We start from the raw sequence: 26,060 nt of genomic DNA on the forward strand, positions 1-26,060 counted from the left end.
TTACGGGGTTCGGAATTGTTCCGGACAGGAACCGAAGTAAAGCAAAGACGCTGATTGAAAGCGTCTTTGCTTTTCCGTATTCCGAGCGTAGCCGGGCCGCGCCTCCGGCGTTCGTCCGTAAACTGCGGCCCGATAAGTTTTAGGTATTACCTTTGCAGGGAGTCTAAACGATTATTATTTAAAAAAAAAAATTAGGAGCTATGAAAAAAGCGTTTGTTTTGTTGGCCTGCCTGTTCGCGATGCAACTCACCGTTTCCGCCGACGACGGCACGCCGATCGAGGTGAACAACCTGCCGGTAAAGGCGCAGCAATTTCTGAAAGCCTGTTTCCCGGATAACACGGTGTCTTACGCCAAAGTGGAAAACGAGTGGACCGGCAAAGAGTACGAGGTGTTGTTCGAGGACGGCACCAAAGTAAAATTCGACAAAAAGGGAGAGTGGGAGGAAGTAGACGGCGGATATGCCGTTATTCCGGCTAACACCGTTCCCGTTTTGATCAAAAAGCACGTTGCCGAGAAGCATCCGAAGCAGAAAATCGTGAAGATCGAACGGGATCGTAAAGGTTACGAGATCAAGTTGGATAACGGTTTCGAGCTGAAATTTGATACTAAATTCAAGCTGACCGGTTACGACGATTAGCGAAAAGCAACATGAGAAACAGGGCGTCTTTCGAAAGAAAGACGCCCTGTTTTTTTAAATCCGCTCCGGTCGTATCCGGGCGTTTGCCTGTCTCGGTCGCGATTAAAATCTCCAACCGGCGGTAATGGCGAATACGCTGTTGCGCGTGACGATGTCCTTGTCTTTGGCGAGGCTGGTCAGGCCGATGTTGTAGCGGGCGTCCAGGATCAGGCCGCAGTTGAACAAGTATGAAACGCCGACCGGTACGGCAACGTCCGCTTTCTTGTAAGCAGCCTTGACGTCGACGTCGTTGTTTTTGGCTTTGAGCAGAAAGCCCGGCTGGATACCGGCTTTGACGGCCAGTCCTTTTACGAGGTAGAAGTTCGCCAGGATCGGTATGTTCAGGTTATCGGTCTTCACTTTGACGCCTTCGCCTTTGGTTCCCTGACGCGAGTAGAGTACGTCTGCCGACAGGGCGAACAGGTTGCTGAAACGGTAGTCTGCGAATACGCCGGCCGTCAGGCCCGTTTTGTAATCTCCGTCGAGCAGGGTTTGGTTCGACAGGTTGATGCCCACTTTGGGGCCGAATCCGAATCCGGTTTCCTGGGCGGATGCATAGGTAGCTACCGTAAATAAAGCCGCGATCGATAACAGTACTTTTTTCATGACGATTAAGTTTTTTAATTAAACAATTCAAAAGCGTTAAAACACTTGGTGCGCGCCCGCTTTTGTGCGGGACGTTTCGGTTGATTTTAACGACACGCCGGCTTGGTCGTCTTTGTTGAGAGTAGAACGGCCGGAGCTTCGTTTAGTTACAAAGTCCGGTCGTTTTTGAAATGCGTAAAATGTGTTTTTTGTTCGGAACGTATGCTGTAATAGTTTTGTTGTCAGCGTATTGATACGTGTGTTGGAGAAGTGAAAAATTATATTGCGGAACTGTTTTTTCCGGTGCGGCCGTCCGCAGTACTGTGGCGTTCCGGACTTTTCCGTTCGAAAAAACGGGAGCCTGCCGTCAGTCTTCCCGGTCGTTCAGGTAACGGATGTAAAGCGCGTGCGCGATGCCGTCGGTAATGCCGATCGTCGGCACGCAGATGCTGTCCGCATGGACCCGTTCGGCGATGTTCAGGAAGATTTCCGCTGCCGGGATGATGACGTCGGCCCGGTCGGGGTTCAGGCGGAATGCGGAGATCCGCTCTTCGACCGTCAGCGCTTTCAGTTCGTCGTAGATGGCCTTCAGGTCGGCCACGTCGAGCCGGTTGTCGTTCTTATTGCCTTTGAGCCGGTAGAGCTTGTTGATGTTGCCGCCCGTGCCGATGATTTTCAGATCCGGATAATCGGCGGCCAGTACGGCCAGGTCGCGGTTCAGCGACTCGATGTCGGCGAGTTTGACCATGCCGCCCAGCGAGCGTACCGTCCCGATGTCGTACGAGTTGGAACCGATCAGTTTCCCGTTCGAGATGACGCTGACTTCGGTGCTGCCGCCGCCGACGTCGACATAAATGTAATGCCCTTCGCGGCCGAGCAGGTCGGCGATGTGACTGTCGTAAACCATCCGCGCCTCTTCGAGCCCATTGATGATTTCCAACCGGATGCCGGTCTTGTTATGCACTTTCCGGGCGATCTGCATACCGTTCGAGGCGTCGCGCATCGCCGACGTCGCGCAGGCGCGGTAGGCCGTTACGTCGTACACTTTCATCAGCAGTCGGAAAGCCTTCACCGTGCGCAGCAGTTGTTTCTCCTTTTCGTCGGAAATGCTTCCCGTGCCGAATACCTCTTCGCCGAGCCGCAAAGGGACGCGTAGCAGTACGGTTTTGGTCATTTTGTCGGGCGAGTCGCCGTCGTTGACGCTCTTGATCAGCAGTCGTACGGCGTTCGATCCGATGTCGATCGCCGCGAAATTCAGTTTTTTGTTTTGCATGGTTCGGAAAGAGTTTAAAAGTTACAGGTCTCCGCTGAGGTCGTGATAATGCTCGTATAGTTTCTGTTGCGAACGGAACGGCGGTTCCCCGTTGTCGTAAATGCGGTTTCGGCCGGTGCCGTCGACGATCCGCGCCGCCACGTTGTCGGCCAGTCCGAATTCGACGATCGTTTTCAGTTCCCGTCGGATCTCCGGATCGTAGACCGGGGCGTAGGCTTCGATCCGGTGGTCGATGTTGCGCGGCATCCAGTCGGCCGATCCGATATAGTATTGTTCGTCCCCGCCGTTGCAGAAGATCAGGATACGCGCGTGTTCCAGGTAACGGTCGATGATGCCGCGGATTTCGATGCGATCGCTTTTCGGACCGAGTCCGGCGACCAGGGAACAGTTGCCCCGCACCAGCAGGCGGATCCTGACGCCGGCCGCCGAAGCTTCGTACAGTTTCTGGACGATTTTGGCGTCGGTGATGTGGTTGATTTTACACAAGATATAGGCTTCTTTGCCGTTTTTGGCATTGAATATTTCGTTGTTTATCAGCGCGTACAATTTTTTGCGCATCCCTTGCGGCGAAACGATCAGCTTCCGGAAGGCGATCGTTTTGTATGGCTGGTGGATGAATTCGAATACCCGGTCGACTTCCCGGACGATCGTTTTGTCGGCCGTAAAAAGGACGGTGTCGGTGTAGGTGCGGGCGTTTCCTTCGTGAAAGTTGCCGGTGCTGATGCAGGCGACATTGCCTTTTGTCGAGGCGATATGGGTCAGTTTGCAGTGTACCTTCAGTCCTTCGACGCCGAAAAGCACCTGGATGCCGGCGTCCTGCATTTTTTTCGACCAGCCGATGTTCGACGCTTCGTCGAAGCGGGCCATCAGTTCTACCATGACCGTTACTTTCTTGCCGTGCTTGGCGGCGCAGATCAGCGCTTTGACCACTTTGGAATCTTTGGCGAGCCGGTAAACCGTCGTTTTGATGCTGCGCACGTCGCGGCTCAGCGCCGCTTCCCGCAGCACCTTGATATAGTTCGAAAAGCTGTGGTAGGGATAGTGCATAAAAACGTCCCGGCGGCGGATCTCGTCGAGCGCGCTGCCGAGGCTGTCCATCGACGGAACGGGGGCGGGCACCCGCTTTTCGAACTTCAGATCGCTGCGGCTGCAATCCGGGAAAGCCATCAGGTCTTTCATATTGTGGTAGCGCGACCCGCCGACGCAGGCGTCGTAGCGGTCGATGCGGAATTTGCGCTTCAGATAGCGCAGCATCTCTTCGGGCATTCGCTGGTCGTAAACGAAGCGGATCGCTTCCCCCTTTTTGCGGTTCTTGACGCCGCGGGCCACTTTTTCGACCAGTCCTTCGTCGATGTCGCCGTCCAGCGCCATCTCGGCGTCGCGCGTGAATTTCAGCGTGTAGGCTTCGAACGATTCGTAACCCAGCCCGGCGAAGATGAACGGCAGGCAGAAACGCACCACGTCGTCGAGGAAGATGATGCAGGTCGTGTCGCCGTCCGACGGCAGCACGATGAAACGGTCGAACTCGCGGGTCGGCAGTTCGATCAGCGCGAAGTCGCGCACCGGTTTTCCGGTTGCGGCATTTCGGCGAATCATTTTGATGGACAGATAGATGCTTGAGTCCGTCAGTTCGTCGAGCTTCGATCCCTGCGTCATGATCAACGGATAGGTGGCGCTGTTCAGATCCGTCCGGTACACCGTGCGGATGTAGCGCTGCTGCTCATCGGTGAGCTGCTGCTCGTTGACGATGAAAATGCCTTCGGAGGCCAGTTTTCCCTTCAGGTTTTCGAACGTTTCGTCGAATTCCTGCGAATAATCCTTGGTCAGCCGGGTGATTTCGCGCAGCTCGCGGATGGTCGATGCGGGCCGGTTCTGCGGTTCGTTGTCGTATTCCACGATCCGTTTCATCGTGGAGACCCGCACCCGGAAAAATTCGTCGAGGTTGTTCGAATAGATGCCGAGGAACTTCAGCCGTTCCAGCAGCGGAACATTGTCCCGTTGCGCTTCCTGTAGAATCCGGTGATTGAAATACATCCAGCTGATGTCGCGGTCCAGTGTCGTTTTTGCTCCCATGTCAGTCTCCGTCTTTTGATTGCCCGCCACTAAGGTAGGCTTTTCCTTCCGGAAAAAAAAGAGCGCTGCTCCCCGGATTTTGTGCGATGGCCGATCCGGTCGCATTCGTCGGGCAAAGGGGAAATCGGACGTAAGTATAAAGACGTATTTTGCGGTATCTGTGGTTGTTGCGGGGTCTGTATCCGGTCGTTTCTGTTGGCTGTTTCTTAAAATTGTCCTACTTTTGTAAAGCGTCCCGGTCGTTCGGGAAACGCAGAAACGATAGTTCATCCGATTAAGAACATGGAAAATTTTAACGCCACCAGGTATAAGTTGCAGAATGTCGCGACGAAACGGATTTTCGAAGACGAGGGCTGGACGCTCGACGATACGCAGAGTTCGCATCCGTCGCTGATCCGCGCCGTTTACGAATCGCAGCAAATCCATCCGCACGGCGAGGAGCACGGGATTTACCGTTTCGCCGAATGGTTGCCGGTCAAAAGGATGCTGGCCGGTTCGTGCGCGCCGGTAACTTACAAGAGCAAAGGACTTGCGCAGAAACTTGGGCTTAAAAATCTGTATATTACGTTCAACGGTTATTTCCCGGAGATCGGGGCCCGGATGTCCACCTGCTCGTTCAAAGAGACGGAGGCGTATTCGGTTTGCGGAAGGCTGAACGGCAGCCACAAGGACAAAGTGCTGGTGGTGGCTTCGGCCGGCAATACGGCGCGCGCTTTTGCCAAAGTCTGTTCCGATAACCGTATTCCGCTGCTGCTGAGCGTGCCGGAAGACAACATCGACGCGCTGTGGTTCGACGCGCCGCTGAACGATTGCGTGAAACTGATCGTTTCGCAGAAGGGAAGCGACTATTTCGATGCGATCCATCTGAGTAACCTCGCCCTGCAATCCGATAAATTTTTCGCAGAAGGCGGCGCCAAGAACGTGGCTCGCCGCGACGGGATGGCGACCACGGTGCTTTCGGCCGTAACGCATATCGGCCGGATTCCGGACTACTATTTCCAAGCCGTAGGCAGCGGAACCGGAGCGATCGCCGCCTGGGAAGCCAACCTGCGCCTGATCGAGGACGGTCGGTTCGGCAATCACAAAATGCGGCTGATGGTGTCGCAGAACGCGCCGTTCGTGCCGATGTACAATGCATGGAAAGCCCGCTCGCGCGAAATGCTGCCTTACAACGACGACTGCGCCCGTATCGACGCCGAAGAGATCGACGCCAAAGTGCTGTCGAACCGCAAGCCGCCCTACGGGATCAAAGGCGGGCTCTTCGATGCGTTGACCGATACCGGCGGCGATATCCTGGTTGCGACCAACGAAGCAGCGCGCGCCGCTAAAGAGCTTTTCCTGGAGTGCGAAGGCGTGGATATTTACTCCGCTCCGGCCGTGGCGCTGGCTACGCTGATCCAGGCGGTGCGCGACGGCGAGGTCGATCCGGAAAAGATCGTTATGCTGAACGTTACCGGCGGTGGGGAGAAACGCTTTATGCAGGGCAAAAAATTACATTACCTGAAGCCGTCGGCTGTCTTCCCGATCGATCCGGATGCAAAAGAGGTGGCCGAAAAAGTAGGTCGCCTGTTTTCGTAGCGAGGCGCGACTTATATAAGAACGAAAAACGACCGGCAGTCTGTCGGTCGTTTTCCTTTTTTTCGTAATTACGGGATTTCGCCCGCCGGAACGTTTTCCTGCCTGGGAAATTTTTCCAGATAGACGAGCCGCATTCCGGGATAGGCCTCTCTTTCGGGGAAAGGACGGTAGCCCAGCCGCCGATAAAGAGCCAGGTTCCGAACGCTGCTATGGCTTGTGAAGAGTTCGCATCGGTGGATACTCTTTTTCGATCGATCCGAGCAGTTCGGTGCCGATCCCTTTTCTCCGTTGTTGATGCCCGACGATCAGTTTGCCGATGAACAGCGTGCGACCGTCCGTATGCGCGCGGACGGAGCCGACGATTCTGCCGCAGCCGTCGGTCGCTTTCAGTACGACGCCCGTTTCGAATTCCGCTCGCAGCTCTTGCAGCGTTTGCAGCAAAGGGGGAATCCGGAAGTCGTTCAGCAATTCGGCTTCGCTTCGGTAAGCGAGGTATTGCAGATCCAGGATCTGTTGCAGGTCGCATCTTTCCGCCCGGGTTATCGTCGTCATATCCGTATTCACGTTCGAAGCGCCTGCACGACTCGTGCAGGCGCTTCGAACATAGGGTGAAAATATTATTTCTTATAAATGTCCGGAATCTCGGGACGCCCGACGCCTACGGTCACGTTGACGCGCCAATCCACGTTGTTCGTGTACAGGTGACGGAAATCGAACGGCTGTTGCGCCCATACGCGGAAGATATTGCCTTCCTGCCAGGTATTTCCGGCCGAGGTGTAGTCGCACATCCGCAGGATGTGTTTGTTGCCCGCTTCGTCCTTGCACGGTACGTCGAACGTCATCCAGATCGCCGGCGTTTCCGGGTTTTCGACCAACTGAACGTCGATGTAGTTGTCCGTGTCGCGCATGAATTCGTAGCGGTACATCGGCGGTTCGGTCACGCCGTCGCGACGCGGAATCAGCCGCGAGTCGAACGCCAGGACGATCGGCCCGCGGACAATGGCGGCGTCGCCTACGCCCGACGGCGCATCGACCACGCGCGCGCGCATGTCCAGTTCGACCTCGATCTTATCGTTGTCGTTCCAAGTGCGTTCGATCGAAGCGTACGTGCCCGGCAGGATGTAACCGTCGTAAGGTTCTCCGTTGATCTTGATGGCAGTGCGCTTGCTCCACTGCGGGATGCGCAGTTCGAGCGCGAAGGCTTCGCTTTGGGGCAAATTCACGGTCGCCGCCACGTTCCCCTGTACCGGGTATTCGCTTTCCATATTGATTTTCAGCGGTTGTCCGGAAGGCGTCTTGACGGTGCTGTTCATTTTGCCGTACAGGTTGATTGCGGCGCCGTCGGCGGTGGTCATCACGGCCCAGGAGGGAGTGATCATCAGTCCGCGCGGACCGTTGGCTACGCAGCAGCTCATCACCACGTCCGGGAACTGCTGGTGGCTGTGTACCCGTTCGCCCATCAGGCCGGCGTAATACGACCACCATTCTCCTTTCGGCGACATCGAGGCGAGCAGGGCGTTGTAAAGGCTGGTTTCCAGTTCGTCCGCATAGCGGCTGTCGCCGGTCAGGCGCAACATTTGATACAGGAACTTCATCCAGGTTGCCGTCACGCAGGTCTCCATCCCCTGATACATCGGTTCGGTTTGGCGCATCTTGCCATGGCACCAGATTTCGGCCATCGAACCCGATCCGACGATCATGATTTCGTCGCGGATGATCGTGTTGATCAACTTGTGGCAGGCCTCGAAATAGAGCGGATCGCCCGTAATGCGGTACATTTCGCACAGCCCTTCGAAACACGACATCATTTCGTAGGCTTTCGGCGCGCCGCTCATTTTCCATAACGGAGTGCCCGACACGGCTTCCTGAACCAGCCGTAGTCCGGTCGGCGTCAGCTTGTTCGGCGTGTCCCACGACTTGATGATATATTCGGCGAAATCGAGGTAGCGTTTATCCCCGGTTTTCTGGTACAGCAGCGCGATCGGTTCCAATACCGAGCAGGAGGCCAGCCCTTTCCAGCCGATCCATCCGGTCGCGGCGATGTTGACCCCGCTTCCCGGACCGGTTTCTGAGATCAGGTTGTCGGCCACTTTACAGGCGGCGTCGAGCACGCTTTTGTCCTGCGTCTGGTCGTAATAGGCCAGCAGGCCGAGCATGACGTATTTACGGCCCCAAATATCCCATTCGCCGAGGTGGTTCTCGTCGAGATAGGTACCGATGTATCCGTTTTTGTCCTGCGTGGCGATCAGTTCCTGCACGGCTTTATCTACCACGGCGCGGTTCTCGGCGGTCGGCGCATAACCGTAGCCCTGCATGGCCGCCGTGTACCATTTACCCCAGAATTCGGAGCGGAAGCCCCAATTTCCGTCCGGTTTGTCGCGGAACGGCTGTACGACCCGTTCGATGTCTTGGGCCATCAACCGGTTGTCGATGCACAGGTCGAGTTTTTCGCCCAGGTAGCCGCCGAAATGGGTGGCTCCGTAAGCGGCCGGTTCGAGCACGTTGCGTACTTTGATCGTGGAGGCCGGCGCGGAAGTTTTTTTCTCTTTCCCGTAAGCTTGGGGGGCGAGCAGCGCTGCGGCTGCGGCGAGAAGTAAAAGTTTTTTCATAAGGTTGATTCGGTTCTTCGTTTATTGTACAAAGATAAAAAATTGTACGGAGTTATTCCAGATAAGACAAAATGTTTCCGCTGATCTGCTGTAACGAGATTTCGCACAGCTTCGTGTTGTATTGCGCCGAGAGAATGCGTTCCTCGGCGTCCAGCAGGCTTTTCTGGGCTTCCCGCATCTCGATGCCCGACAGGTCGCCGAGCAGGTAGCGCTCCATTGCGATTTCGTGGTTCTCGGTCGCTGCGACGAGGTTCTCCTCTTCGAGTTTCAGCAGTTCGAGGTTGTTGCGGTAAGCCTGCCAGAAGTCGGCCAGGTCGGCCCGCAGCGACAGTTCGAGCTGTTGCCGGGTGAGCTCGGCGTTTTCGATCTGGATGCGGGCGTTGCGTTGTTCGCGCCGTCGGTTGCCGTCGAACAGCGTGATGCCGAGCGTCGCGCCGACGTCCGGGCCCCAGGTTTGCCGCTGCCGGTTGGCGTTGTTGCCGTAGCGGTTCAGTTGGTAACCGTATCCTGCGTTCAGTTTGACGTAAGGATAGTTTCGCGCTTGGAGCGTTTTCAGATCCAGTCCGGCGAGCGCCGTATTGCGGTCGGCTTTGAGCAGCGAGGCGTTCGTTTGCAGCATCCGCTTGAGCAATTCACCTTCTTCGAGCCGGCTGTTGACCCGGATCAGCGAGTCGCAGATTTGCAGCGGAGCGTTGACGTCCGGGCCCGCCATCAGTTCGTTCAGCCGGATCAGCGACGCCTGCACCAGTTCCTGCTGGTTGATATACTGCGAACTGTCGGCATTGAAATCCACGCGCGCTTGTTGCAGGTCGAGCCGCGAAAAGTTACCGATCCGGTAGCGGGCTTCGACGATCCGCAGCCGCTCTTTCGACAGCGAGACGGCGTAAAGAAAATTTTTCAGCCGGATTTTCTGCTGTACGTAATTGTAATATTCGGCGGTCAGTCCCGCTACGAAATCCTCGATAGCGATCCGCGCATTGACTTCGCCGAGACCGCGCAGTTCCTCCAATCGCTTGTAATTGGTTTGCACCCGGAATCCGTCGAAAAGCGTCCAGCCGAGGTCGAGTCCCGCGTTTACCGTTTGGTCGTAAACTCCGGAAACGCTGCCGCGTTCTCCTTCGGCGCTTTCGGTGCGGTTTTCGCTCAGGGCGCCCGAATAACCGGCCGCCAGGTCGAGCGACGGCAGGCGGCCGGCATTGGCCGCCGTCACGTTGTTCGCGGCGATCTGTTGTTCGTTTTTCGAAATGCGGATCGCGTAGTTCTTCTCGAGTCCCTCCTGCAGGCAGGTTTGCAGCGTGTAGGTCTGCTGTGCCGACAACATTCCGCACAGACATCCCGCTGCGATCGACAAAACGTATTTTCTCATGCTTGCTTTTTTAATCGGTTCGTGGAGACATAGGTGTATATGGCCGGGACGATGTACAGCGTCATGATCGTCGAAACCAGCATGCCGCCCACCACGGCGATCCCCATTGTGATCCGTCCGTTGGCTCCCTCGCCGGTGGCGAAGGCGAGCGGCAGCAGCCCGAGAATGGTAGAGGCGCTGGTCATCAGGATCGGGCGCAGGCGTTGCAGCGCCGCTTCTTCGATGGCCTGCATCTTGGCGACGCCCGTTCCCTGTTTCTGGTTGGCGAATTCGACGATCAGGATACCGTTCTTGGCGACCAGGCCGATCAGCATGATGATCCCGATCTGGCTGAAAATATTCATCGTCTGCCCGGTCGCGAACATAAATATCAGCGCTCCGGCGACAGCCAGCGGTACGGTCAGCATGATGACGAACGGGTCTTTGAAACTTTCGAACTGGGCGGCGAGGATCAGGTAGATCAGTACGATGGCCAGCACGAAGGCGAACATCAGGCTCGACGAACTTTCGCGGAACTCTTTCGAGTCGCCGGCCAGCGCGGTGCGGAACGTGTCGTCTAGTACCTCTTTCGCGATTTTGTCCATCTCGTCGAGTCCCTGACCGATCGTTTTGCCTTCGGCCAGGCCTGCGGAGATCGTGGCCGAAACGAAACGGTTGTAGCGGTAGAGCTGCGGCGGCGCGATGCCTTCGGCCAGGCTCACCAGGTTGTCCAACTGGATCATCTCGCCTTTGTCGCTGCGGATATAGATCGATTTCAGGTCGACCGGCTTGTTGCGCTGCTGCCGGTTGATCTCGCCGAGTATTTCGTATTGTTTCCCGTTCATGTAGAAATACCCCATGCGCTGGCCGCTGAGCCCGTATTGCAGCGTCTGCGCGATGTCGCGGGTGCTGACGCCCATCAGGTTGGATTTGTCGCGGTTGATCGAAATGCGGGCTTCGGGTTTGCTGAATTTCAGGTTGACGTCGGCCATCTGGAAAGTCGGGTTGTCGTAGACCCTGGCCATGAACTCCGGCAGTACCTCCTGCAATTTTTCGAGGTTGGTGGCTTGTAGCACGTACTGAATCGGCATCGATCCGCGTCGGCCGCCGAAAGTCGATTGTTGCTGCACGAACGCGCGGGCCATCGTCTTGCTTTTGACCGCTTTGGATAGCTGTTCGGCGATATCCATCTGCGACCGTTGGCGTTCGGTGATGTCTTTCAGCGCGATCTGCACGTTTCCGCTGCCGCTCGATACGCGGGCCGTGACGGCCCGGGATTCGGGAACCAGCGTGTCGACCAGCCGGTTGATGTCCTCGGTATAGTCGCGTATGTATTCGTAAGTGACGCCTTCCGGTCCGCGCGTATTGATCGTAATCATCGAACGGTCTTCCAGCGGCGCCATCTCGGACGGAATCCGGCTCCACAGGACGTAGATGATGCCGACCATCGCCAGCACGATCGGGAAGGCGAGCACCCTGCGGCGCAGGAACGCCGCCAGCGTGCGGCTGTAAAAACGGTTCATGCCGACGAAGAACGGTTCGGTCTTGCGGTAGAACCACCCCGGCCGGTCGCGGTGCTTCAACAGCTTGGTCGCCAGCATCGGTGTGAAAGTCAGCGCCGAGAATGCCGAAATGATCACCGCGCCGGCCACTACGAGGCTGAATTCCCGGAACAGCCGGCCGGTCATGCCCTCCATGAATACGATCGGGAAAAAGACGGCCACCAACGTGATGGTCGTCGAGATGACGGCGAAAAAGATCTCCTTAGCTCCTTCGATACCGGCCTCCTTCGGACTCATGCCGCGTTCGATGCGGATGTAGATATTTTCGGTCATCACAATCGCGTCGTCGACGACCAGTCCGACGGCCAGCACCACGGCCAGCATCGACAGCACGTTGATCGAGAATCCGGCCAGGTACATCACGAAGAACGATCCGATCAGCGAGACGGGGATTACTACGCACGGCACCAGCGTCACGCGCCAGTCGCGCAGGAACAGGAAAATGATGACGATCACCAGGAAGAAGGCTTCGTATACGGTGCTTTCGACTTCGTTGATCGAGGCGCGGATGAATTTCGTGTTGTCGAATCCGTAGCTGGTTTCCACGTCTTCGGGCAGATCCTTTTTCATCCGTTCCATTCGTTCGTAGACCGCGTCGGCGATTTCGATGTGGTTGGCTCCGGGCTGCGGGATCACGACGACGCCGACCATCGGCACCCCGTTCATCTTCATGTAGCTGCGGGTGTCCTGCGGGCCGAGCTCCGCCCGTCCGATGTCGCGGAATCGGATGATTCGGTTGTTCTCTTCTTTGATTATGAGACTGTTGAATTCTTCTGCGGAGTGCATCAGTCCGAGCGTGCGAATGGTCAGTTCCGTGGTGTTTCCCTCGATGCTGCCCGACGGGAGTTCGACGTTCTCGCGGTCTACGGCGTTTTTCACGTCGACCGGCGTAAGGCCGAAACCGGCCATTTTGACCGGGTCGAGCCACAGCCGCATCGAGTAGCGCTTTTCACCCCAGATCGAAACGCTGCTGACGTCGCTGATCGTTTGAAGTTGTTCTTTAACCGTCAGGTCGGCGATTTCGCTCAGTTCCAGCAGCGAGCGTTTGTCGCTGCGGATGGCGACCATCAGGATCGGCGAAGCGTCCGCATCGGCTTTCGATACGGTCGGCGGATCGCAGTCGCGCGGCAGGTAGCGTTGTGCGCGCGAGACTTTGTCGCGCACGTCGTTGGCGGCGGTTTCGAGGTCGACCGACAGTTCGAATTCGACCGTGATGCGACTCGATCCCTGGCTGCTGACGCTCGACAGCGAGCGGATGCCGGGGATGCCGTTGATGTTTTGTTCGAGCGGCTCGGTAATCTGGTTCTCGATTACGTCGGCGTTCGCACCCGGGTAGGAGCACGAGACTGAAATGATCGGGTTGTCGACGCTCGGATACTCCCGCACGCCGAGGTAATTGTACCCGATGAGGCCGAACAGCAGGATGATCACGGTCATCACCGTGGCGAGCACCGGCCGCCGGATACTGATTTCTGAAATATTCATACGGCGGCGGAATTAGTCGATACGGTCGAGTTTCACTTGCAGTCCGGTACGCAACTGCAACGTTCCAGAGGTAATCAGCGTGTCGCCCGTCTGCAATCCGCTGACCACTTCGACCTGAGCGTCGGTGCGCAGTCCGGTTTCGATCTGCACCGGCTGGGCTGTTCCGTTCCTGTACAGGAAGACCTTGTCTACGCCCAGTTCCGGGACGACGGCTTCGGTCGGAATGACAATGGCGTTCAGTACCTTGCGCGTTTGCGCATACACGTTGGCGAAGCGGCCGGGCATCAGTTTCCGGTCGGCGTTCGGATAGAGCGCTCTCACCGGAAGCAGGTGGTTGGCGTCGAGGCTCGAACCGATGGCGTAAACCGAGGCTTCGAACGGTTTGAGTTCCCCGGTCAGTCGGAAAGTGACGCGCGTTCCCTTACGGATCTCGGACGCGTATTGTTCGGGTACCGAAAATTCGATTTTCAGCGGAGAAGTCTTGGTCAGTTTGGCCACGACTACCGACGGCGAAGCGTAAGCCCCCTCGCTGACGTGGCGCAGCCCGATGATCCCGTCGAACGGCGCGCGCAGTTCGGTCAGGCCGATATTGGCTTTGACCAGGGCGATGTCGGCGTTCAGGGTCGCCAGTTCGGTGCGCGCCTGTTCGTAGGCTTCCTGGCTGACGGCATCCTTTTCGAGCAGTGCGCTCTGACGGTACACGCGATCTTCGGCCAGCTTCAATTGGGCTTCGAATTTCGATAGCTGGGCCTGAAGCGGCTTGTCGTTCACTTTGGCCAGCAGATCGCCTTTGCGCACGACGGTTCCTTCGGTAAAATTGATCTGCTCGATTTTGCCGGATGTTTCGAACGTCAGGTCGACTTCCTCATCCGGAAGCAGGGTGGCGATTGTGAAAATGCCGTCGCTCAGTTCCTGTTCGCGGACGATCTGCGCGTTTACGTTCAGTATGTTGGCTCTGGAAGAGGCCGGCGGCGCGTCGATACCGGCATCCGGTTTTTTTTCGCGTATCAGCCGGTAAGTGCCCAGACCGATCGCGACGACAAGAATCAGGGCGGTAATTGCCCATTTCGTCTTTTTGTGCATGCGAAGTAAAAAGTTAAGTTAAGGAAGTCAGGTTCCTGCAAATATAGAAAATTCGTTTCAAAATCGAATGTGCCCCGGACGTTTTTTCGTATTCTTTTGCCTGGCGGGCAGACGTTGCGCGGGCGTTTGTTTGCCGGTTTCCGGCATTTGTCGCGGGCGGTTCGGGCATTGGCCAAATATTTGCTCGTAAACTTCGGATAAATGTTGATTTTCAGTTTTTATGGAAGATAGTGTTCTGGTTAAATGGGCGCACAACCTGCTCGTGCAGGTCGGTATCGAGCCCGAGACGGCCCATCTGCTCGATCAGTTCGTCATCATCGCGATGATCCTGCTTTGCGCGTTGGCGGCCGACGTCATTTGTCGTTTCGTCATTCTCGCCGTCGGCAGGCGGATCATCGTCCGGACGAAGAAGCGTTGGGGCGAACTGTTGTTCAATCGGGACGTGCTGCGCAAGTTCTCGAACATCGTTCCGGTCGCATTGATCTATATCCTGATTCCGCTGGCTTTTCCGGAACATTCCGAAACGCCCGTGCTGCTCCGGAAAATCTGTTTGCTGTACGTTATTTTCGTGGTCGTCATGTTCGTCAACATGCTGCTGAAGGTGTTTTTCGGCATTTTGGAACAGAAAGAAACCCTGCACGACCGCCCGTTGAAAGGCCTGCTTCAAATCCTGCAGGTCGGTCTGTTCTTTTTGGCGGCGATCGTGGTGACCAGCCTGCTGATCGGCCGTTCGCCGCTGAAGCTGCTGGCCGGGTTGGGCGCTTCGGCGGCGATCCTGATGCTGATATTCAAGGACACGATCATGGGGTTCGTGGCCGGAGTCATGTTGTCCGCCAACAAAATGTTGAGACCGGGCGACTGGATCAGTATGCCGAAGTACAACGTGGACGGCACGGTGCTCGAAGTGACGCTGAATACGGTCAAGATACAGAATTTCGACAATACGGTTACGACCGTTCCGCCTTTCATCCTGACCGGCGATTCGTTCCAGAACTGGCGCTGGATGCAGGAGTCCGGCGGCAGGCGGATCATGCGTTCGATCAACATCGATTTGGGCAGCGTCCGGTTCTGTACGCCCGAAATGACCGAAAAATATAAGGATATAGAGCTGTTGCACGACTATGTCGTTCAGCGCGAGACCGAATTCGACCGGTACCGTAACGGTGCGGAAAACCCGAACGGCGCCGATTTTTTCCGGCTGACCAACCTGACTGTTTTCCGAGCTTACCTGAACCTCTACTTGAAAAAATTGGCCGTCGTCAACCACGAGCTGACCTGCATGGTGCGCCATCTACAGCCCACTCCGAACGGGATTCCGGTCGAGGTGTACTGTTTTTCGGTCATCAAGGAGTGGGTCGCCTACGAAAGCGTCCAGGCCGATCTGTTCGACCATATCATCGCGGTCGTGCCCGAATTCGACCTGGTGCTGTTTCAGAATCCTTCCGGCAACGACATCCAGCGGATTTTCCGTCCGGCGCGGAATGTTGCGGCCGGAGCGTAGGGTCAGCGGCGATAACTTTTGTTATTTTCCTTTTTATCGACCTTTTGCGTCCGATCCTTCTCTCGGTCGCTGCGGCGGTCGTCGTTTCTCCGCGAAGCGTCGCGCGCGCTACGTCCGGAAATGGATTTTTGGTTCCGCGGACGGTATTCGGGGCGCTGCGGCCGGTCGGTGCTCGAAGGCCGCTGCGGCCGAACCGGATGTCCCGGCGGAACGGCGGGACGGTTGCCCGGCATTTGCGGACGCGGAGGGTGCGGGGGGCGTACGACCGGGCGCGGAGGTTTGGGCGCGGGCCGGCGGTGCGGCGCATCGGGCCGGAAGTAAGACCAGCCGTGGCGGTAAACGGGAGGCGGAACCCGTCCCGGATGACGGTGCGCGTAGTATGCGTTCCAGTACCGACTGTATTCGCGGAACCTGCCGAGGATGATGCGGAAGTCCGCCGACGAACGTCCGATTCCGAAATGGAGCGAAACGTTGATCCAGTTGCGGTCTTTGCCGCGCCGGTAATAGTCCATCACGGCGCGCAACGGATATCCCGATCGGCGCGACAGTTCGATTCCGGCCAGCAGGTCGCTCGGCGAGTATCCTTTGCGGAGGTAGTACCGTAGGTCGTTGCGCGGGAAATTGTATTCCCGTGCGGCCCAGATCACGAACTGGTCGGAATAAGGGGCCGCGTAATTGTTGATTTGCACGCCCCATTCGTACAGATCGCCGTCATCGTAATCGTCGTCGTCGAAATAGCGGTCCGCCGGGTGTGCGAAGACCGCGTATCCGAGGAACAGGCTCCCCAGGATCAGTATGATTCTTTTCATGGCTTCCATTCGGTTGGTTGTTTTCCGTAAAACGTTTTCCTTCGGCAAAAGTTACGTCCGGAGCGGCTTGCGAAAGTTATTTCCGTACCGTGGGCTGATGCATCATCAATGCTTCGATCGTAGCCGTAACCTGTTCGGTCGGCATTTTCGGCAGCAGCCGCGCGTGTCGGCCGGCCGGATCGGGCGTCCAGTGATCGTTGCTGTCGGCCGGCGTGACCGTCAGCGTGCCGGTTTCGAGACCGAAATAGGGTTCGGCTCCGCGTACGGCGACCAGTACGGCCGACTGATCCCAACTGTTCCGTCCTTCCGGATTATCCTGTTCGAGACACATTTTATAGGCTTCGCGCACCGGACTCCCTTCGACCGGCATGGCCGCGGTCTGCTTGCCGGTGATGATCTTTTCGCCGATGTCGAATCCGCTCAAAACGATCGGGGTCGGCCAGTTCTCGAATACGTACTGACTGGCCGGCGCGTCCATCATCACGTTGAACTCCTTGCCTTCCGGAAAATACCCGGCCATCGAAACCAGCCGTTTCACTTTGGCCGCGACCAGTTCTTTGCCGGACAGCGGGCTGTCGGCGTCCGGCCCCGATTCGAGCAGGTCTTTCAGGTTCGTGAAAAAGCCGACCGTCACGACGACGACGCTGGTGTCCGGTTGCGCGTTCAGCACCCGCCGGTAAACCGATACGGCGTCTTCGGCCTGCGATGCGCTTTCGACCTTATGCGGGAAACGGGACGGAAGTTCTTCGGTCCACTTCAGCCCTTTATGCCAGGTATCCATACTGACCCCTTCGCCTTTCGGCGCGCCGACGGGAATCCCGGGCCGCCCGAAATAGGTGTTCAGTACGTCGATGCACGGCGCGGTGGTCTCCTGTTTATTCGACGAGACGGTGGCCAGGATATCGACTTCGCCGGAGTCGGCCAGCGCATGCAGTACGGCCATGGCGCCCACGTCGTCGTAGTCGGGAGCCATATCCGTGTCGAAAATCAGCGAAACGGGTTGCTTTTTCGGCGCGCAGGCCGCGCAGCACAGTGCCAACAGTAGGTAAAAAAACGTTTTCATAGGTTTTTCGATTAAGTTGTCGAAATGTAAAGATAACGAACGGACGCGGGATATGCAAAACGGAATCGTTTTTTTAAAATATTTTGTTTTTCCCGGGCGAAATGAGTAACTTGCCTACATGATTTTCCAAAAACAAAAAACCGAAATTATTAAACCAACTGAAAATGAGTTCTGAATCGAAATTCTCACGCCGCGATTTTCTGAAAGTTTCCGCACTCGGCGCAGCCGGGGCGTTACTGATGCCCTCCGGGCTGGCGGCTGCTGCGAAAAGCAAAAAAAATGAAAAAACCGCTGCCAACGACACGATCAACATCGGTTTTATCGGCCTCGGTCAGCAGGCGATGCACCTGCTCAACGGTTTCATTACCATCGACGGGGTGAAAGTAGTGGCCGGCTGCGACGTCTACGACGTGAAACGCGCCCGCTTCGATAAGCGCGTGAAGAAATACTACGCCGATCACGGCGAAAAATGCAAGGTCGACCTGTACGAAGATTATCAAGAGCTGCTGGCGCGTCCCGATATCGACGCGGTCGTGATCGCCACGCCGGATCACCAGCATGCGATCATCGCTATCGCCGCCTGCAAGGCCGGCAAAGACGTTTACCTCGAAAAACCGATGACGCTGACCATTTATGAAGGACAGCAGCTTCGCAAAGCGGTGCGTAAGTACAGCCGCATCCTGCAAATCGGCAGCCAGCAGCGTTCCGACGCCGAATTTATCCACGCTGCCAACCTGTGCCGCGAGGGGGAACTCGGCAAGATCGGGCTGATCAAGGTGCATGTGGGCGGTTCGCCGACTCCCTACACGCTGCCGAAACAGGAAGTGCCGGCCGGCCTGAATTGGGACAAGTGGCTCGGTCCGCTGCCCGAAACCATTTATTACAATTCGGATTTGAACCCGGTCATCACGATCGATCCCGAGCAGAACGAACAGCTCTGGGGCGCATGGCGCTGGTATCAGGGCATGGGCGGCGGCCTGATGACCGATTGGGGCGCGCACATGTTCGACATCGCGCAGTGGGCGATGGGCAAGGACGGCAACGGCCCGGTCGAGATTATTCCCGCCGGATACAGCTATTACGATCACCTGACTTATAAATACGACAACGGAACGACCGTTACCGAACAGGAGTTCGACGGAGGCAAGCAGGGACTCAAAATTTACGGCGACAACGGCTGGATCCAGGTGTGCCGCGGCGAATTCCTCGCTTCCGACCCGAAATTCATGCCGAAGGCCGAGAAACAGCAGGACAGCAGCGTGCCTTACGAGACGAAAGTCGGGCACTACCAGACCTTTATCAACTCGATGCGTTCGCGGATCGATCCGAACGTTCCGGTGGAAGTGGGACATAGTTCCTGCACGGTCTGCAATTTGGGCAACATCGCCAACGAACTGAAGCGTCCGGTGGTGTGGAACCCGATCGTCGAGAAATTCATGAACGATCCGGAAGCCACTAAACGGATGCATTACCAGTACCGCGACGGATATTCGCTGGACGTTTAGCGTTCCGGCATCAAAACGGAAGCGGAGGAAATGTCGTTTTTTTTCCTCCGCTTCCGTTTTTGTCTGTCCGCAAGGACGGTCAGTCCAGATAAACTTTTTGATAGGTAAGCTGTCCGAGTCCGTCGTTGGCTACGAGGGTTTCCGGTTCGAACAGGATCTCGAACCGGCGCTGGGGCCGGCCGGCTTCCTGAGGGTTCAGTACCAGTTCCGATTCGGAGCTCAGTCCCCAGCGTCCGTCCTCGCGCTGTTCGGTCGTTTCGGTGAAACGGACGACCGTATAGGTGTAGTCGCCCCTCAGGTGCAGCATCCGGTTGCCTTCCCCGCCGCCCGCGTTGCTACGGTACATGCCCGCGATCAGGCCGTTCGGATCGCAGTGGGTCGCCCGGTCGAAACCGAAAGGTTCACGGACGACCATCCGGACCGGGCCGTTCGACGAGTCGGCTTCTTGCCGGATCTCGGCGTGGCAGAACATGTGAACCCGCTCGTGGGGGGCCGGCCGCATTTGTTCGTAGTTTGCGATGACTTCCGGATACGCCCCGCTGCGGTCGAGCAGATAGGTACGGCCGGTCGCGCAGTCGAAAAACCGGGCCGTGTCGTCGTAGCAGACGAATTCGCCTCCGAAATAGTCGGACGGAAGCGGTTTCGCACGGTTGCATCCGGAGGCCCACAGGCCGATTCCAAGCAATCCCAGCAGGCAGTAACGTCGGTTTTTCATAGCAATTCCCGGTTTGTGTTTCGGACTATTTGATTCCCATTTTGTCGAATAGCGCCTGCGTGTCGGGTTTATGTCCGCGGAAACGGACGTACAGCTCCATCGGGTGCTCCGAGTTGCCTTTCGACAGGATGTTTTCGCGGAACGACGCGGCCGTCTCCCGGTCGAAAATGCCTTTTTCCTTGAACAGCGAGAACGCGTCCGCTTCGAGCACTTCGGCCCATTTGTAGCTGTAATACCCGGCGGCATAGCCTCCGGCGAAGATGTGCGTGAACGAGGTCGACATGCACTGTCCGTCCACCCGCGGCATCACCTGGGCCCTGGCGACTGCCTTCGCTTCGAAAGCGTCGGCCGGTTCGTTCACGGGGGCGGTAATGCTGTGCCAGGCCATGTCGCACAAACCGAACGATACCTGGCGGATATGCTGGTAGGCGGCCAGGTAGTTCTTGGCGTCGATGATCCGCCGGATCAGCTCGGCCGGCATCTTTTCGCCGGTCTGGTAGTGTACGGCCCAGAGGTCGAGGAACTCTTTCTCGGTAGCCCAGTTCTCCATAATCTGCGACGGCAGTTCGACGAAATCGCGGTAGACCGACGTGCCGGTCATGCCGGGGTAGTTTCCCTGCGAGAAAATGCCGTGCAGCGAGTGTCCGAATTCGTGCAGCATCGTGCTGACCTCGTCGAATGTCAGCAGCGACGGGGTATTCTCGGTCGGTTTCGTGAAGTTGAAAACCAGCGAGACCAGCGGGCGGGTGTCCTGCCCGTCGCGCGCCGACTGGCTGCGGAATTCGGTCATCCAGGCCCCGCCGCGTTTCGAGGCCCGCGGGAAGAAGTCCATGTACAGTACGGCCAGGAATTTCCCGTCGGCGTCGTGCACTTCGTAGGCCTTTACGTCCGGGTGGTAGACCGGGATGTCGGGGTTCTCTTTGAACGAGATTCCGTAGAGTCTGCCGGCCAGGTCGAAAATGCCGGCCTGCACGTTTTCGAGTTTGAAATAGGGCTTGGTCAGCTCTTCGTTGATGCTGTATTTTTCGTTTTTCAGTTTTTCGGAATAGTAGGAAAAATCCCACGGCATCAACTCGCCGGTAAAACCGTTCGCGGCCGCATATTCGGCGACGCTCTTTACGTCGGCATGCGCGGCGCCGATCGCCCGGTCGAGCAGTTCGGTCAGGAAAGCGTTGACCGTCGGGGCGCTTTCGGCCATCCGTTCTTCGAGCACATAGTCGGCGTAAGTATCGTAGCCGAGCAGGCGGGCCACTTGTAGCCGGGTGTCGGCGATCTCTTCGACGATCTTCGAGTTGTCGAACTCGCCGCCGAACGCGCGGGTGTTATACGCTTTCCACAGCTTCTCCTTCAGCTCGCGGTTCGACGAGTACATCATAAACGGCGACATACTCGGGTATTGCAGCGTGACGACCCACCCTTCGAGGTTACGCTCTTTGGCCTCGGCCGCCGCTCCTTCGCGGACAAGGTCGGGCAGTTCGGCGACCTGCGCCGAGTCGGTGATGTGCAGGATAAAGGCGTTGGTCGCGCCGAGCGTGTTCTGGTTGAATTTCTGGGTCAGTTGCGACAGTTTGGCGGTTAGCTCGCGGTAGGTCTTTTTATCCGTTTCGGACAGCGCCGCGCCGTTGCGCGCGAAATCTTTGTAGGTCTTTTCGAGCAGGCGAGACTGTTCGGGCGTCAGGGCGAGCGAGTCGCGTCGGGCGTAGACCGCTTTGACCCGTTCGAAAAGCGCCGGATTCAGCGTGATGTCGTTGCTGAATTCGGTCAGAACAGGCGAGATTTCCAGCGCCAGGTTCTGCATCGTGTCGTTCGTGTTCGCTTCGTTCAGGTTGAAAAAGACGCTGCTGACGTTGTCGAGGCGTTCTCCGCTGAACGCAAGCGCTTCGACGGTATTCGCAAAGGTCGGTTCGTCGGGATTGTTCACGATGCGGTCGATGTCCGCACGGGCCTCTTCGAGCGCTTTGTCGAAAGCCGGTTTGTAATCTTCGTTTGTGATTTGCGGGAACAGCGGCGCTTCGTAGGGCGCGGTGGACGTCACCAGCAGCGGATTCTTTTTTTCGCCGCAGGCTCCCAGCGTCAGGACGGGAATAGCCATACAATACAAAATTATTTTTTTCATTTCAAAGCAGTATAGAGATTGCAAATATCGTACTAACTAACGCGGCCCGCGACCGTTTAATTGTCGTAGAAGTTGTCGTAGAAGCTGCTGTTGCGGTCGTACTTGAGGTCTTTCAGCATCGAAGCCTTCACGTTGATCGTGAAGCTCCAGCTCTTGCGGAACCCGATCGGAACCCAGTTGAACGACATCTGCCAGCAGTGCAGGTCGCGGGTCAGCGTGAAGGTTCCCGGCGTGATTTTTTTCGATCCGAAGTCGTAACCGCCGTTGAACGTAACTCCCCATTTGGGCGTCAGGTTGACGCTGCCGTTGAAGCCGAGGGTTTGGACGATATTGGCCTGAAGCCCGGGCTTCGTATAGCTGAAGCTGTAATTGAATCCGAAATTCCACGGGATGCTGAAGTCGTAGTAAGTGGCCGACATCATTTGCCGCCGGGTGAACGGGTCGATTTGGTTGTAGCCGGGCTGCGTGAACATGTCGGTATATTCCGGAGGCACTTCGGTCGTCCCGCTGTTGATGTCGTTGATGGCTGCCGGCGACGAGGATCCCCGGTTTTTCGAATTGAACGAATAGCCGAACGAGGTGCTGACGCTCGTGAGCCGTCCCAGTTTCCCTTTCCGCAGCATGAACTTGTTGACCTTTCGTCCGTTGGCGTCTATCTGATAAGGATCGAGCGTCGCGTTGACGTTCAGTCCGACGTTTTTGAACAGGTTGGTGCGCAGGTTGATCGAGAAAGGAGCCAGGTTCAGCGAGTCGGCCAGGAAATTGTAGGACGACGTGATGCTGAAGTTGTCGATCAGCTTGATCTTCCGGAATCCCGAGGTGTCTTTGTTGCTGCGCACTTTCATTTCCAGCGTTTGGGTGAGTCCGAAGGATATGCCCGCGCTACGCCCCGCGCTCGGCACCCCGTACAGACCCTCCTCGAACGGCGAATAGCGCCTCATGTTACCCAGCGTATCGCTCTGCACGTATTTGTAATACCCGTATTTGGCGGCTCCGAAATCGGGGCGGTAGTTGAAGCTGATCGTCGGGGTCAGCGTGTGGCGGAACGCCTGCACGGCAGCCGTTTTTTTGAACTGGTAGGTTCCGTACAGCTTGGTCGTGGCGCTGACCGAGAAACTGTAATCGTACAGCCGGTAGAAGCCGGTGGTCGTATCGCCGTTGACGACCGACCGGGAAACCGGGTCCCACTCCTTGTCGATCTTGCGGAAGTACCAGCGTTCCTGATAGTTTGCCGAAGGACTGACGTTGATGTAGTTGAGCAGGTTCAGCGACGTGGAGATCGGAATGTTGTGGTTGACGCCGTTCTTCATCTGCTTGAACATCCGGTCGGTGAACAGATCCCTTTCTTTGACTTTTACGTTGTTGCCGAGCGTTCCCGTGTAGGTGAACGAAATTTTCTCGTACCAGCGCTGCTTGCCGACGGCCTCCTTGCGCCGGAACGGATAGACGCGCGATACGCTGAAAACCACGTTCGGGAAACTCAGCGAAACGGTCGTGTCCTGCGAGTTCTGCGAGTGCTGCATGTTGGTCGATAAAGAGAACGGCGTACCGGCCCACGATTTGGAGTAGGAGATGCTGGAGTTGGTTTGCGTGTTCAGGTAGTCGTTGATCGTCTGCGCCCCGTATTTGCTGTAACCGCTGGTTGAAAAGTTCACGCTGGCCGAGAAGGTCGAGTTCGGGCGGAACTTCGCGTCCTGCTGGTGCGTCCATTGCAGGTTGAAGTTGTTCATGTTGACGTAGTCGGGCTCGTCGCGTTCGCCGATGATGTCTTTTGAAAAGTAGAAATTCAGGCCGCCCCGGTATTTGTACCGCTTGACATACCGCGAAGCGAGGCTCGCTTGCCACGATCCCAGCGTGTAGAAACCGCCCTGGACGGTCATGTCCATGTAGTCGTTGAATGCGAAATAGTACCCGGCGTCCCGCAGGAAAAAGCCCTTTATGGCCTCCTCGCCCCAGGTCGGCATGATGAAACCGGAGTGGCGTCCGCTCATCGTCGGAAAGAAGCCGAACGGCAGTCCGAGGAAATAGATCGGCACGTCTTCCATCACCAGGTACGACGGGCCGACGATCACCTTCTTGCCCGGAATGGTCTTGGCCTTGGTCATTGCCAGGTAGAAGTGCGGGTGATCCAAGTCGCAGGTGGTGTATTTGCCGTTGGCGATGTTGATCGTGTTGTCGGGCATTTTCTTGACGCGCGAGCCTTTCAGGTAGCCTTCGCCGTCCTGCGTCGTCACGCCTTTGATACGGGCCTTTTCGGTGGCGATGTTGTAGGTGATCGTGTCCATCTGGTAGGTCGATCCTCCGTCGGTGAATTCGGGCCGGGTGTTCGTCTTGGTGGTCGTATCTTCGCGTCCGTAGGCGAAGATGATCTTGTCGTCCATGTTGATTTTCATGAAGTCCGCCTTCAGGTTTTTATCCTGGTAGTCGACGTCGCCTTTCTCGTAGATGTAGACCGTTTTGTTACGAAGATCGTAAACCAGCGAATCCTGGTTTTTCCCCGAAATTACGTCGTCGAGGAACGATTTGCGCTGCGCGGTGTCTTTCTTGGAAGTATCCCGCGCGGCGACGGCCGCACTGTCGGCCGCCGCATATTGCGGCGTCGCGGAAGAATCCAGTCCGGGGACGGAGTCTGCGGCCGCGTGCGCGATCGCAACGTTTTCCGTCAGCGAATCGCGTCCTGCGGTATCCTGCAAAAAGGATTCGTCCGAAGAGGCCGGATAAGCCCTCTCGCGGCTGAAAACAAGCTGTCCAAACGGGATCAGACATAGCAGGAGTAAGATATATTTCGCTTTTTTTAGCCGCAAATCCCAACAAATAATTTAACTTTGCAAAGTTATCAAATTTCGTCCGCAAAAATAGTTAAAAAAAAAGAGTTCTCTAACGTTTGCCGTAATGAAAGTTTCAAGCCTCACGTTTTTAACGGTTTCGGTCGTTTTTCTTTCGCTTTTCGGCGTCGTTATTACTGCTAACGCGCAAAAGAAGGAAATCGGTATAAATACCGTCGTAATTGATGCGGGACACGGCGGACGGGACGCGGGAGCCGTCGGCCGGATTTACAAGGAAAAAGATATCAATCTGGACGTTGCGCTCCGTTTGGGAAAGATGATCGGCCAGAAATATCCCGATGTCAAAGTGGTGTATACGCGCAAGACCGACGTGCTGATCCCGTTGAACGAACGGGGAAACATCGCCAACAAGGCCGGAGCGGATCTGTTCATTTCGATCCATATCAACAGCAACAAATCTTCCGCGCCGTCGGGCACGTCGACTTACGTGATGGGGGTCGACAAGGCCGGCAAGAACCTCGATGTCGCGATGAAGGAGAACGACGTGATTTCGTACGAAGACGATTATTCGACCAAATACCAGGGATACGTGCCCGGCTCGCCGGAATCGTTCATTATCTTTTCGCTGATCCAGTCCGCTTACTTGTCGCAAAGCTGCACGTTCGCGGATATGGTGCAGAAACAGTTTGCCAGTCAGACCAAAATGCAGAACCGCGGCGTGCACCAGGCCGGTTTTTTGGTGCTGTGGTCGGCGGCGATGCCGAGCATCCTGGCGGAGTTCGGGTTTATTTCGAATCCCGCGGAGGAGAAGTTCGTCGGTTCTGACAAAGGGCGCGAGACGTATGCGCGCTGTTTGTTCAACGCATTCAGCGAGTACAAGGTGCGCAGCGAGGGACGTGGCACACGGATTGTTTTGAGTGACGACGACGGGGACGATTCGCAGCCGAGGAACGATTCTGCGGCGGATTTCGCCCGGGACGAGCCGGAAACGGCCGCAACGGAGAGCGTCGCGGACGACAGCGGCGGGGAGATCGTCTACCGGGTTCAAGTCGCTTCGGCCCCGCAGAAACTGCCGAAGAATTCGTCCCGTTTCGGGCCTTATCGCGGCGAGGTGCAGGAGATCGTGATCGGCGGCACGTACAAATATTTCGTCGGCGGCACGTCGTCTTACCACGAAGCGTTATCTTTGCAAACCCAGGTGCGCAAGAGTATCCGGGACGCGTTCCTGGTCGCATTCGACGGCGATAAAACGATCCCGGTCGGCGAAGCGCGCCGCAGGCAGCAGTGATTGAACG

General features: G+C 56.7%; 18 protein-coding genes. 5 read left to right on the forward strand and 13 right to left on the reverse strand.

The annotated features are described in order from the left end of the window. The first annotated feature begins 200 nt into the window (after positions 1 to 200). Entirely contained in the window at positions 201 to 638 is a 438-nt protein-coding gene (locus GFH31_RS10545; protein WP_118458781.1) for a PepSY-like domain-containing protein, read from the forward strand. Positions 639 to 740: 102 nt separating this feature from the next. Here GFH31_RS10545 and GFH31_RS10550 read toward each other — a convergent pair whose 3' ends face one another. The 3 genes from GFH31_RS10550 to GFH31_RS10560 form a co-directional block, all read right to left on the reverse strand. After that, positions 741 to 1,283 (reverse strand): porin family protein, encoded by a 543-nt coding sequence (locus GFH31_RS10550; RefSeq protein ID WP_153497902.1) that lies wholly within the window; start codon positions 1,281 to 1,283, stop codon positions 741 to 743. A gap of 346 nt (positions 1,284 to 1,629) precedes the next feature. Then, positions 1,630 to 2,535, reverse strand: a complete 906-nt coding sequence (locus GFH31_RS10555) for a Ppx/GppA family phosphatase (RefSeq protein ID WP_118458779.1) — start codon at positions 2,533 to 2,535, stop codon at positions 1,630 to 1,632. A 21-nt stretch (positions 2,536 to 2,556) separates the two neighbouring features. Continuing rightward, entirely contained in the window at positions 2,557 to 4,608 is a 2,052-nt protein-coding gene (locus GFH31_RS10560) for an RNA degradosome polyphosphate kinase (RefSeq protein ID WP_153497903.1), read from the reverse strand. A 282-nt stretch (positions 4,609 to 4,890) separates the two neighbouring features. On the opposite strand from GFH31_RS10560, the gene GFH31_RS10565 reads away from it, so the two are divergent. Then, positions 4,891 to 6,186: a cysteate synthase gene (locus GFH31_RS10565; RefSeq protein ID WP_101571317.1), complete on the forward strand. Its 1,296-nt coding sequence runs from the start codon at positions 4,891 to 4,893 to the stop codon at positions 6,184 to 6,186. Positions 6,187 to 6,393: 207 nt separating this feature from the next. Here GFH31_RS10565 and GFH31_RS10570 read toward each other — a convergent pair whose 3' ends face one another. The 5 genes from GFH31_RS10570 to GFH31_RS10590 all read right to left on the reverse strand — a co-directional run bounded on the left by GFH31_RS10570 (position 6,394) and on the right by GFH31_RS10590 (position 14,270). Beyond that, positions 6,394 to 6,738, reverse strand: coding sequence for a GNAT family N-acetyltransferase (locus GFH31_RS10570; RefSeq protein ID WP_216645966.1), 345 nt, complete (start codon positions 6,736 to 6,738; stop codon positions 6,394 to 6,396). Positions 6,739 to 6,803: 65 nt separating this feature from the next. Then, on the reverse strand, positions 6,804 to 8,795 hold the full coding sequence (locus tag GFH31_RS10575) for a glycoside hydrolase family 127 protein (RefSeq protein WP_118458773.1): 1,992 nt from the start codon (positions 8,793 to 8,795) through the stop codon (positions 6,804 to 6,806). Positions 8,796 to 8,847: 52 nt separating this feature from the next. Further along, entirely contained in the window at positions 8,848 to 10,161 is a 1,314-nt protein-coding gene (locus tag GFH31_RS10580) for a TolC family protein (protein ID WP_101571313.1), read from the reverse strand. After that, positions 10,158 to 13,187 carry an efflux RND transporter permease subunit gene (locus GFH31_RS10585; protein ID WP_101571311.1) on the reverse strand — a complete coding sequence of 1,010 codons (3,030 nt, stop codon included), beginning with the start codon at positions 13,185 to 13,187 and terminating at the stop codon, positions 10,158 to 10,160. Before GFH31_RS10585 ends, GFH31_RS10580 begins: the two co-directional genes overlap by 4 nt. A gap of 12 nt (positions 13,188 to 13,199) precedes the next feature. Next, positions 13,200 to 14,270 carry an efflux RND transporter periplasmic adaptor subunit gene (locus GFH31_RS10590; RefSeq protein ID WP_118458769.1) on the reverse strand — a complete coding sequence of 357 codons (1,071 nt, stop codon included), beginning with the start codon at positions 14,268 to 14,270 and terminating at the stop codon, positions 13,200 to 13,202. A 220-nt stretch (positions 14,271 to 14,490) separates the two neighbouring features. Here GFH31_RS10590 and GFH31_RS10595 point away from each other — a divergent pair, with 220 nt between their 5' ends. Beyond that, the gene (locus GFH31_RS10595; protein ID WP_118458767.1) at positions 14,491 to 15,771 is read left to right on the forward strand and encodes a mechanosensitive ion channel family protein; all 1,281 of its coding nucleotides are present in this window, start codon (positions 14,491 to 14,493) and stop codon (positions 15,769 to 15,771) included. Between the two features lie 2 nt (positions 15,772 to 15,773). On the opposite strand, the gene GFH31_RS10600 is transcribed toward GFH31_RS10595, so the two are convergent. Together GFH31_RS10600 and GFH31_RS10605 are read right to left on the reverse strand one after the other, a co-directional pair. Further along, positions 15,774 to 16,580: a hypothetical protein gene (locus tag GFH31_RS10600; RefSeq protein WP_147387391.1), complete on the reverse strand. Its 807-nt coding sequence runs from the start codon at positions 16,578 to 16,580 to the stop codon at positions 15,774 to 15,776. Positions 16,581 to 16,656: 76 nt separating this feature from the next. Continuing rightward, a complete protein-coding gene (locus GFH31_RS10605) occupies positions 16,657 to 17,643 on the reverse strand; it encodes a nucleoside hydrolase (RefSeq protein ID WP_055202015.1) in 987 nt (328 codons plus the stop codon). Positions 17,644 to 17,807: 164 nt separating this feature from the next. Between GFH31_RS10605 and GFH31_RS10610 the strand changes: the two genes are divergently transcribed. Next, positions 17,808 to 19,148 (forward strand): Gfo/Idh/MocA family oxidoreductase, encoded by a 1,341-nt coding sequence (locus tag GFH31_RS10610; RefSeq protein WP_118458763.1) that lies wholly within the window; start codon positions 17,808 to 17,810, stop codon positions 19,146 to 19,148. Positions 19,149 to 19,227: 79 nt separating this feature from the next. On the opposite strand, the gene GFH31_RS10615 is transcribed toward GFH31_RS10610, so the two are convergent. From GFH31_RS10615 to GFH31_RS10625, 3 genes are all read right to left on the reverse strand, one after another. Then, positions 19,228 to 19,863: a hypothetical protein gene (locus tag GFH31_RS10615; protein WP_118656422.1), complete on the reverse strand. Its 636-nt coding sequence runs from the start codon at positions 19,861 to 19,863 to the stop codon at positions 19,228 to 19,230. Positions 19,864 to 19,888: 25 nt separating this feature from the next. Beyond that, positions 19,889 to 21,955: a M3 family metallopeptidase gene (locus GFH31_RS10620; protein ID WP_153497904.1), complete on the reverse strand. Its 2,067-nt coding sequence runs from the start codon at positions 21,953 to 21,955 to the stop codon at positions 19,889 to 19,891. An 80-nt stretch (positions 21,956 to 22,035) separates the two neighbouring features. Then, positions 22,036 to 24,783 carry a putative LPS assembly protein LptD gene (locus tag GFH31_RS10625; RefSeq protein WP_228385761.1) on the reverse strand — a complete coding sequence of 916 codons (2,748 nt, stop codon included), beginning with the start codon at positions 24,781 to 24,783 and terminating at the stop codon, positions 22,036 to 22,038. A gap of 88 nt (positions 24,784 to 24,871) precedes the next feature. Between GFH31_RS10625 and GFH31_RS10630 the strand changes: the two genes are divergently transcribed. Next, positions 24,872 to 26,053 (forward strand): N-acetylmuramoyl-L-alanine amidase, encoded by a 1,182-nt coding sequence (locus GFH31_RS10630; RefSeq protein WP_101571301.1) that lies wholly within the window; start codon positions 24,872 to 24,874, stop codon positions 26,051 to 26,053. Positions 26,054 to 26,060 lie beyond the last annotated feature (7 nt).

It is taken from the genome of Alistipes sp. dk3624 (assembly GCF_009557455.1).
GTDB classification, from domain to species: domain Bacteria; phylum Bacteroidota; class Bacteroidia; order Bacteroidales; family Rikenellaceae; genus Alistipes_A; species Alistipes_A hominis.

Excerpts from the sequence above, each read along its gene's own strand:
- GFH31_RS10545 (WP_118458781.1), top strand. The coding sequence starts at position 201 with ATGAAAAAAGCGTTTGTTTTGTTGGCCTGCCTGTTCGCGATGCAACTC.
- GFH31_RS10550 (WP_153497902.1), bottom strand. The coding sequence starts at position 1,283 with ATGAAAAAAGTACTGTTATCGATCGCGGCTTTATTTACGGTAGCTACC.
- GFH31_RS10555 (WP_118458779.1), bottom strand. The coding sequence starts at position 2,535 with ATGCAAAACAAAAAACTGAATTTCGCGGCGATCGACATCGGATCGAAC.
- GFH31_RS10560 (WP_153497903.1), bottom strand. The coding sequence starts at position 4,608 with ATGGGAGCAAAAACGACACTGGACCGCGACATCAGCTGGATGTATTTC.
- GFH31_RS10565 (WP_101571317.1), top strand. The coding sequence starts at position 4,891 with ATGGAAAATTTTAACGCCACCAGGTATAAGTTGCAGAATGTCGCGACG.
- GFH31_RS10570 (WP_216645966.1), bottom strand. The coding sequence starts at position 6,738 with ATGACGACGATAACCCGGGCGGAAAGATGCGACCTGCAACAGATCCTG.
- GFH31_RS10575 (WP_118458773.1), bottom strand. The coding sequence starts at position 8,795 with ATGAAAAAACTTTTACTTCTCGCCGCAGCCGCAGCGCTGCTCGCCCCC.
- GFH31_RS10580 (WP_101571313.1), bottom strand. The coding sequence starts at position 10,161 with ATGAGAAAATACGTTTTGTCGATCGCAGCGGGATGTCTGTGCGGAATG.
- GFH31_RS10585 (WP_101571311.1), bottom strand. The coding sequence starts at position 13,187 with ATGAATATTTCAGAAATCAGTATCCGGCGGCCGGTGCTCGCCACGGTG.
- GFH31_RS10590 (WP_118458769.1), bottom strand. The coding sequence starts at position 14,270 with ATGCACAAAAAGACGAAATGGGCAATTACCGCCCTGATTCTTGTCGTC.
- GFH31_RS10595 (WP_118458767.1), top strand. The coding sequence starts at position 14,491 with ATGGAAGATAGTGTTCTGGTTAAATGGGCGCACAACCTGCTCGTGCAG.
- GFH31_RS10600 (WP_147387391.1), bottom strand. The coding sequence starts at position 16,580 with ATGAAAAGAATCATACTGATCCTGGGGAGCCTGTTCCTCGGATACGCG.
- GFH31_RS10605 (WP_055202015.1), bottom strand. The coding sequence starts at position 17,643 with ATGAAAACGTTTTTTTACCTACTGTTGGCACTGTGCTGCGCGGCCTGC.
- GFH31_RS10610 (WP_118458763.1), top strand. The coding sequence starts at position 17,808 with ATGAGTTCTGAATCGAAATTCTCACGCCGCGATTTTCTGAAAGTTTCC.
- GFH31_RS10615 (WP_118656422.1), bottom strand. The coding sequence starts at position 19,863 with ATGAAAAACCGACGTTACTGCCTGCTGGGATTGCTTGGAATCGGCCTG.
- GFH31_RS10620 (WP_153497904.1), bottom strand. The coding sequence starts at position 21,955 with ATGGCTATTCCCGTCCTGACGCTGGGAGCCTGCGGCGAAAAAAAGAAT.
- GFH31_RS10630 (WP_101571301.1), top strand. The coding sequence starts at position 24,872 with ATGAAAGTTTCAAGCCTCACGTTTTTAACGGTTTCGGTCGTTTTTCTT.